The sequence below is a fragment of the Thalassospira sp. UBA4513 genome (assembly GCF_002388495.1).
Taxonomy (GTDB): Bacteria; Pseudomonadota; Alphaproteobacteria; order Rhodospirillales; family Thalassospiraceae; genus Thalassospira; species Thalassospira tepidiphila.
This window is the reverse complement of record NZ_DGMR01000019.1, coordinates 63,000-69,190: the sequence shown is the minus strand read 5'-3', so window position 1 is coordinate 69,190 and position 6,191 is coordinate 63,000. Positions and strand designations below refer to the sequence as shown.

Annotated in this window: 4 protein-coding genes; all 4 read right to left on the bottom strand. The window is 54.0% G+C overall.

Going from position 1 to position 6,191, the window contains the following annotated elements; genetic code table 11:
* Positions 1-1,256, bottom strand: a 1,256-nt coding sequence (locus B2T33_RS06890) for an ABC transporter substrate-binding protein (RefSeq protein WP_286791567.1), incomplete at its 3' end; no start/stop codon positions are given.
* Positions 1,257-1,662: 406 nt separating this feature from the next.
* Positions 1,663-2,682, bottom strand: a complete 1,020-nt coding sequence (locus tag B2T33_RS06885) for a threonine aldolase family protein (RefSeq protein ID WP_286791566.1) — start codon at positions 2,680-2,682, stop codon at positions 1,663-1,665.
* Positions 2,683-2,756: 74 nt separating this feature from the next.
* Positions 2,757-3,779 carry a threonine aldolase family protein gene (locus B2T33_RS06880; protein WP_286791565.1) on the bottom strand — a complete coding sequence of 341 codons (1,023 nt, stop codon included), beginning with the start codon at positions 3,777-3,779 and terminating at the stop codon, positions 2,757-2,759.
* Positions 3,780-3,882: 103 nt separating this feature from the next.
* Positions 3,883-6,141 carry a CHASE2 domain-containing protein gene (locus B2T33_RS06875; protein WP_286791564.1) on the bottom strand — a complete coding sequence of 753 codons (2,259 nt, stop codon included), beginning with the start codon at positions 6,139-6,141 and terminating at the stop codon, positions 3,883-3,885.
* Between the last annotated feature and the right edge of the window lie 50 nt (positions 6,142-6,191).

The window sequence follows — 6,191 nt, the reverse complement described above, 5'->3', positions numbered from 1 at the left end:
TCAAGGTATTCACCCCATTCGTAGGATACGATCTCGGCGTTCACACCAATAGCAGCCCAGTCAGCCTGAACGAGTTCAGCCATACGGCGTGCGTTCGGGTTGTAAGGACGCTGAACCGGCATCGCCCAGATGTCGGTGGTGAAGCCGTCCGGATAACCAGCTTCTGCCAGCATCGCTTTGGCTGCTTCCGGATCATACGGGTCATCAACGGTGTCGTTGTTGTAAGACCAGATGGTCGGCGGCAGCGGGTTTTTCGCAGCCGAACCGGCACCCTGATAAACACCTTCGATGATGGCGTCTTTGTTGATCGCCATGTTCAGTGCTTTACGGACTTTCGGGTCGGTGAACGGTTCTTTCTGGGTGTTGTAGCCCAGATAACCAACGTTCAGACCTTCCTGGCTCATCAGGTTGATGTCGGCATCTGCTTCCATCTCTTCCAGATCGGCCGGGTTCGGGAACGGCATGACATGGCATTCGCCAGCTTTAAGCTTCTGGTAGCGAACGGTGCTGTCCGGGGTGATTGCGAAGATCAGGTTGTCGATTGCTGCTTTGCCTTCCCAGTATTCCGGGAATGCTTTGTAACGGATAACTGCATCTTTCTGATAGGCAACGAGCTGGAACGGACCGGTGCCGACCGGGTTCAGGTCAACATTTTCCGGGGTGCCTGCTTCCATCATCTTGTCAGCATATTCAGCCGACAGAACAGATGCGAAGTCCATGGCCATGTTGGCGATGAACGGTGCTTCCGGACGGTTCAGCACGAATTTGACGGTTTGATCGTCAACCTTGACGATGTCCTTGACCAGATCGCCCATCGACATCGAGTTGAAGTACTCGTAACCGCCGCCCGATACACCATGATACGGGTGCTCGGTGTCAAACTGACGCATGAAGGTGAAGATCACGTCATCAGCATTGAAATCACGGGTCGGGGTGAAGTCTTCGGTGGTGTGGAATTTCACGCCTTCACGCAGGTTGAAGGTATATTCCAGACCATCAGCCGAAACGTCCCAGCTGGTCGCAAGACCCGGAACGATGGTGGTGGTACCGCGCTTGAACTGTACGAGACGGTTGAAGACCTGACGCGAAGATGCATCGAAGGTCGTACCTGCAGTGTAAAGCTGCGGGTTGAAGCCTTCCGGGCTACCTTCCGAGCAATATACCAGGGTTTTTGCCGAAGCGGCAGTCGGAGCAGCAAGTGCGGTGGCTGCAAGCAGGCCTGCACCAAGTGCCACTTTGACGAAATTCGCTTTCATTAAATGCCTCCCTCAAGGCTGGTCCGAGCAAATCAATGCTGTCCGCGTGACATTTGATCCGGTCACGTTTGACAGCATATTTTGCAACGGACGAGGTTTACCCGATCCAACAGGTATGAATGTTGGCAATCGACGAGGGAAAGTAATCAGGGTTTCTGCGTATCGTCAACGGTTCCTGCGGGATTTTACGTAGTGCGACCGCAGGTCCGAATGATGAATTTAAGTCAAGTATTTGTTATTTTTATGAAATTCACTGTCCGGTTTCATCATTGCAGCAGTGCATTTTTTTCAAGGCTCGGCGGGTGAAATCGGTAAATCACGTGTTTAAAATGTGCTTTTGAACGATTCATATCTTATTGAATCATAATGATTCGTTTGATTTCACCCGTCCTTTTAGCCTCAATTTCTACCCTAGAGTGGTATTGAGTTTGGTGATTTGCACGATATCCGCGTTCCACGCCGCAACAAATCGATAAACATCGGCACCAAGCGATGGCCAACCGTGGAACATAAGACCGGCATCACGCAATTTTGCGGCAAGATCCGGGGACATTTTGACAAACAGCTCATTGCCCTCTGCCGCATGCGTAAGTGACGCGCCCTGTTTGATCAGGACGTCGGCAAGTGCCTGCGCTGCTGTGTTGGCATGGGCGGAATTTTTAAGCCAGACATCATCCTTGATATAGGCCAGAAGCTGGGTTGCCAGATAGCGGTGCTTGGAATGCAAGTGGCCACTGCGTTTGCGCGCCTGCTCGATCCGGGGTTTCAGGCTGGTGTCAAAAAGAACAATCGCATCAACCGCCATGGCACCGTTTTTGGTCGCGCCAAAGCTGATGGCATCGACGCCGGCCTTCCAGGTGACATCGGCCGGATGGCATTTGAGATGTGCCATCGCGTTGGCAAACCGCGCCCCGTCCATAAACAGGCGCAGGTCATGCTTGCGGCAGACCTCGCCAATCGCCTTGACGTCATCGACCGTGTAAACCGCACCAAGTTCAGTCGCCTGTGTGATCGCCACACATTCAGGCGACACCGAATGCACACCGCGATCAACCAGACCGCTGACAAAGCCATCAAGGCCATCTGCTTCAAGCTTAGCCGCCGGGCCATCCATCGGCAAAAGCTTCGCGCCGCCTGTGAAGAAGGCAACGCCGGTGCTTTCATCCTCGTTGATGTGGGCTTCATGGTGGCAAACCACCCCGCCATAGGGCGAAACAAGCGCAGACAGGCTGATACAGTTTGCCGCAGTGCCGGTTGCAACCGGGATGACGGCAACTTCCTTGTCAAACAGTTCGGAAAAGGCTGCATCGAGTTGCTGGCTGAGGTCGTCACCGCCATAGGCCGGCGCATTGACAGATGCGTCCTTTGTCAGCGCTTCCAGAATTTCCGGGCAAAAGGGCGATACATTGTCCGAGGCAAAATTCATCTTAAATCTCGTCGTTTTTTGGTGGCATTGGGGTGGTGATATCACATGCAACCGGGCGGCATGGCAAGGCTGTGCTATTGACCAACGGTTTCCGGCAAGGCTTCGATCATCTTGATCGGACTGTTCCAGGCACAGACAAACCGATAGGCATCCGGACCAAGTGACGGCCAGGGGCGGAATACAATACCTGCATCGCGGAGCTTTTCGGCCAACACATTGGTCATGTGAATAAACAACTCATTCCCCTGGGGAACAAAGGCGGGCTTTGCCCCCATGCTTGAAAGGGATTTGGCGAGAGCCGTTGCTGCCGCGTTGGCATGACGGGCATTGCGCAGCCACAGGTCATCTTCAAGATAGGCCAGAAGCTGTGTGGCAAGATAGCGGTGCTTGGAAAACAGATGGCCTCCGCGCTTGCGGTTCTGTTCCGTTTTGCGCCGGAGTTTCGGATCAAACAGTACGATCGCATCAACAGCCAACGCACCGTTCTTGGTCGCGCCAAAGCTCAGGACGTCAACACCGGCTTTCCAAGTGATTTCAGATGGGGGGCAATCAAGGGCGGCAACCGCATTGGCAAAACGCGCCCCATCCATGAAAAGCCGCATATTGTGTTTTTGGCAAACCGATCCAATCGCCTGAATTTCATCAACGCCATAGACGGTACCGAATTCCGTGCTTTGCGTGATCGCAACACATTCCGGATCAACCGAATGCATGCCGTTTGAAACATGGTTGGTCAAATAGGCATCCAGTGCGTCTGCTTCGATCTTTGCCGAAGGCCCGTCAATCCCCAGCAGCTTCGCCCCGCCGCCGTAAAAGGCGACACCTGTGGATTCCGTGACATTGATATGGGCGTGGTGATGACAGACCACGCCGCCAAACGGCGACACCAGCCCCGAAAGTCCGATGACGTTGGCCGCCGTTCCGGTTGCGACCGGCACGACGGATACATCACGCCCGAACAATCCCGAAAAAGCTGCATCAAGCTTTTGGCTTTTGTCATCCGCGCCATAGGGCAGGGCGCTGGCATCACTTTCGGCGGCGATAGCCGCAAGGATTTCCGGACAGATCGGGGTGACATTGTCAGATGAAAAGTTCATTGGGGCCTCAAAGGGATGACGTAAAAAGGCGCGCAGTTTGGCAAGGCAATGCTGTTTGGTGGTTGGCCAAGATTGTTTGGATTTTGCGTGCTTGGCAAGTCAGCTATTTGCTGGTGGCGATGAATACGCCATCCCAATCGGCTGGTGGGGGCGTTTCTTTGAACAAAGCGATGCGGCTGGCGTAAAGATCATAAAGGTCGCCAAGCTTCGCAAAATCGCTTGATGCCTGCTGGCATTCTGCGATCAAATTTTCTGCCTTATCCCAGTTTCGAGCGCGATAGGCCGAAAGCATGGCCGCGTGCAAATCGGCGAAGTTTTTGAACTGCGCTGATGACGCCATGTCCTTATCGCCCAGCAGGGCAAAGACATGCAGTGCTTCGCTTTTGCCCTTAACGGTGATCAGGTCGAGTTCGATCAGTGCGAAATCATCATCAACCCGTTTGGCAACATCTTCGCCCAGAACGACATCGACGCCATAGTTCTTTGATTGTCCCTCAAGCCGGGATGCAAGGTTGACCGCATCGCCCAGCACCGAATAATCAAAGCGCTGATCCGATCCCATATTGCCGACAAGACAATCGCCGCAATTGATCCCGATGCCAACATTAAGCGGCAGGAAGGGCTCATTTGCCTGTTCTGCTTCCTGTTTGCGTTGGTCATTAAGCTTTTTAAGCGCATGTCGCATCGCAAGCGCGCTGTCACAGGCATTATGGGCATGGTTTTCAACATCAAGTGGCGCGTTCCAGAACGCCATGATGCAGTCGCCCATATATTTATCAATCGTGCCCTCACGGTTCAGGATGCAGTCCGTCAGTGGTGTGAGAAGCCGGTTGATCAGGCGTGTCAGGCCTTGTGGATTGGATTTGAAACCTTCGGATATGGCGGTAAATCCGCGGACATCACAGAACATCAATGTCATATCACGGGTTTCCCCGCCCAGTTTCAGACGTTCGGGATGTTCGGCCAGTTGCGCCACCAATGCCGGTGACAGATAGTTGGCAAAGGCGGCGCGCACCTGTCGGCGTTCGCCCTCGGTCCGCATGAAACCAAGCGAACTGGTTGCAAGGTAGACGGCTGCCAAACCGACAATCGGATAAAGCGGATCAATGAGCACGAGTTTATGTGAATAAGCCCACCATGAAACGCCAATTGCGCTGGTCGCAATCGCCAGACCAATCACCGCTGGCCACACCGCACCAAGCCGTGGGACTGCCAGAATAAAAAACATGCCGACGATCAGAAGGACCAGCATTTCGACCTCCGCCGCCCAATAGGGACGGGTAAGGAAATGCTCAAGCAGCATCTGTTCAAGCATCTCGGCATGTACTTCGACCCCGGGGATCACGCGATCAAGCGGGGTGGAGCGCAAATCAAGCAACCCGGCCGCACTCGTCCCCAGCAGGACCATTTTATTTTGAAGGATGTCGGTTCCGACTGATCCGTTAAGGATATCTGTCGCCGACAGGTACCGGTCCTTCTGATGGCCGGTAAAATGCACCCACATATACCCGGCACGATCCGTCGGGATGGTCAGGGCACCAACGCGAACGGACGCGATGCCTTCCGAGTTGGTCCAGCGTGTGCTGCCGCTCGCCCCGGACATCCGCACCAGCATGGTCTTGGGGGCATTTTGTAAAACGCGCAGCATCTCAAGGCTGAGTGTCGGATAGACCGGCTTGCCAATCCCTGGCTGTTCATGATCGATGGCAGCCATCAACGGTACACGGCGTACAATCCCGTCCTGACCTGGCGAGACGTTCACCAGCGCATTGCCAGTTGCAGCCGCCTCGATAACATCAAGGTTTTTGGCTGCACTTGGCAAGACCGGAACGAAATCCGAAAGCGTGCGACCTGCTTCGCCGGCTGCACTGAAATTCCCGACCTGGCGGGGAAGGGCATCAAACTCACCATTGCGGAGCTGAACCGCGGTGACCACGTTGCCAGTACCCTTGATGAATTGGGCAAATAGCTGGTCGTGGTCGGGCAAGGCCTTTGCCATTTCCGCAATACGGTCACGTTCGGTGCTTTGCGGCCAATCGTCGATCACGCGTGATGGTGATGTACGATCAGGCTCGGCAAAAACCATATCAAAGCCAACAACAATCGCCCCATTGGCGCGCAGGCGATAAAGCAATTCCGAAAGCTTGGTACGCGGCCAAGGCCATTGGCCCTCACTTGCCAAGCTGCGCTCATCAATATCGACAATCCGCACGCCGACATCTTCATAAGCGCGCGGTGCAATTTGTTGATAAAGATCGAAAACCGTTAAACGCAGCTGATCAATCACCGGCACATTCTGCCAGCGCAAAATGATGCAGGTGAAGAGTATGGCCAGCGGAACGATATATTGCAGTCCGGTCATAAGACCGAATTTTCTCAGACCCATGATTGTGCCTTTGATCGAAGGATCAA

What these genes read in the sequence shown, in the direction of transcription:
- B2T33_RS06875 (WP_286791564.1), bottom strand. Translation starts at nt 6,141, where the DNA reads ATGACCGGACTGCAATATATCGTTCCGCTGGCCATACTCTTCACCTGC.
- B2T33_RS06880 (WP_286791565.1), bottom strand. Translation starts at nt 3,779, where the DNA reads ATGAACTTTTCATCTGACAATGTCACCCCGATCTGTCCGGAAATCCTT.
- B2T33_RS06885 (WP_286791566.1), bottom strand. Translation starts at nt 2,682, where the DNA reads ATGAATTTTGCCTCGGACAATGTATCGCCCTTTTGCCCGGAAATTCTG.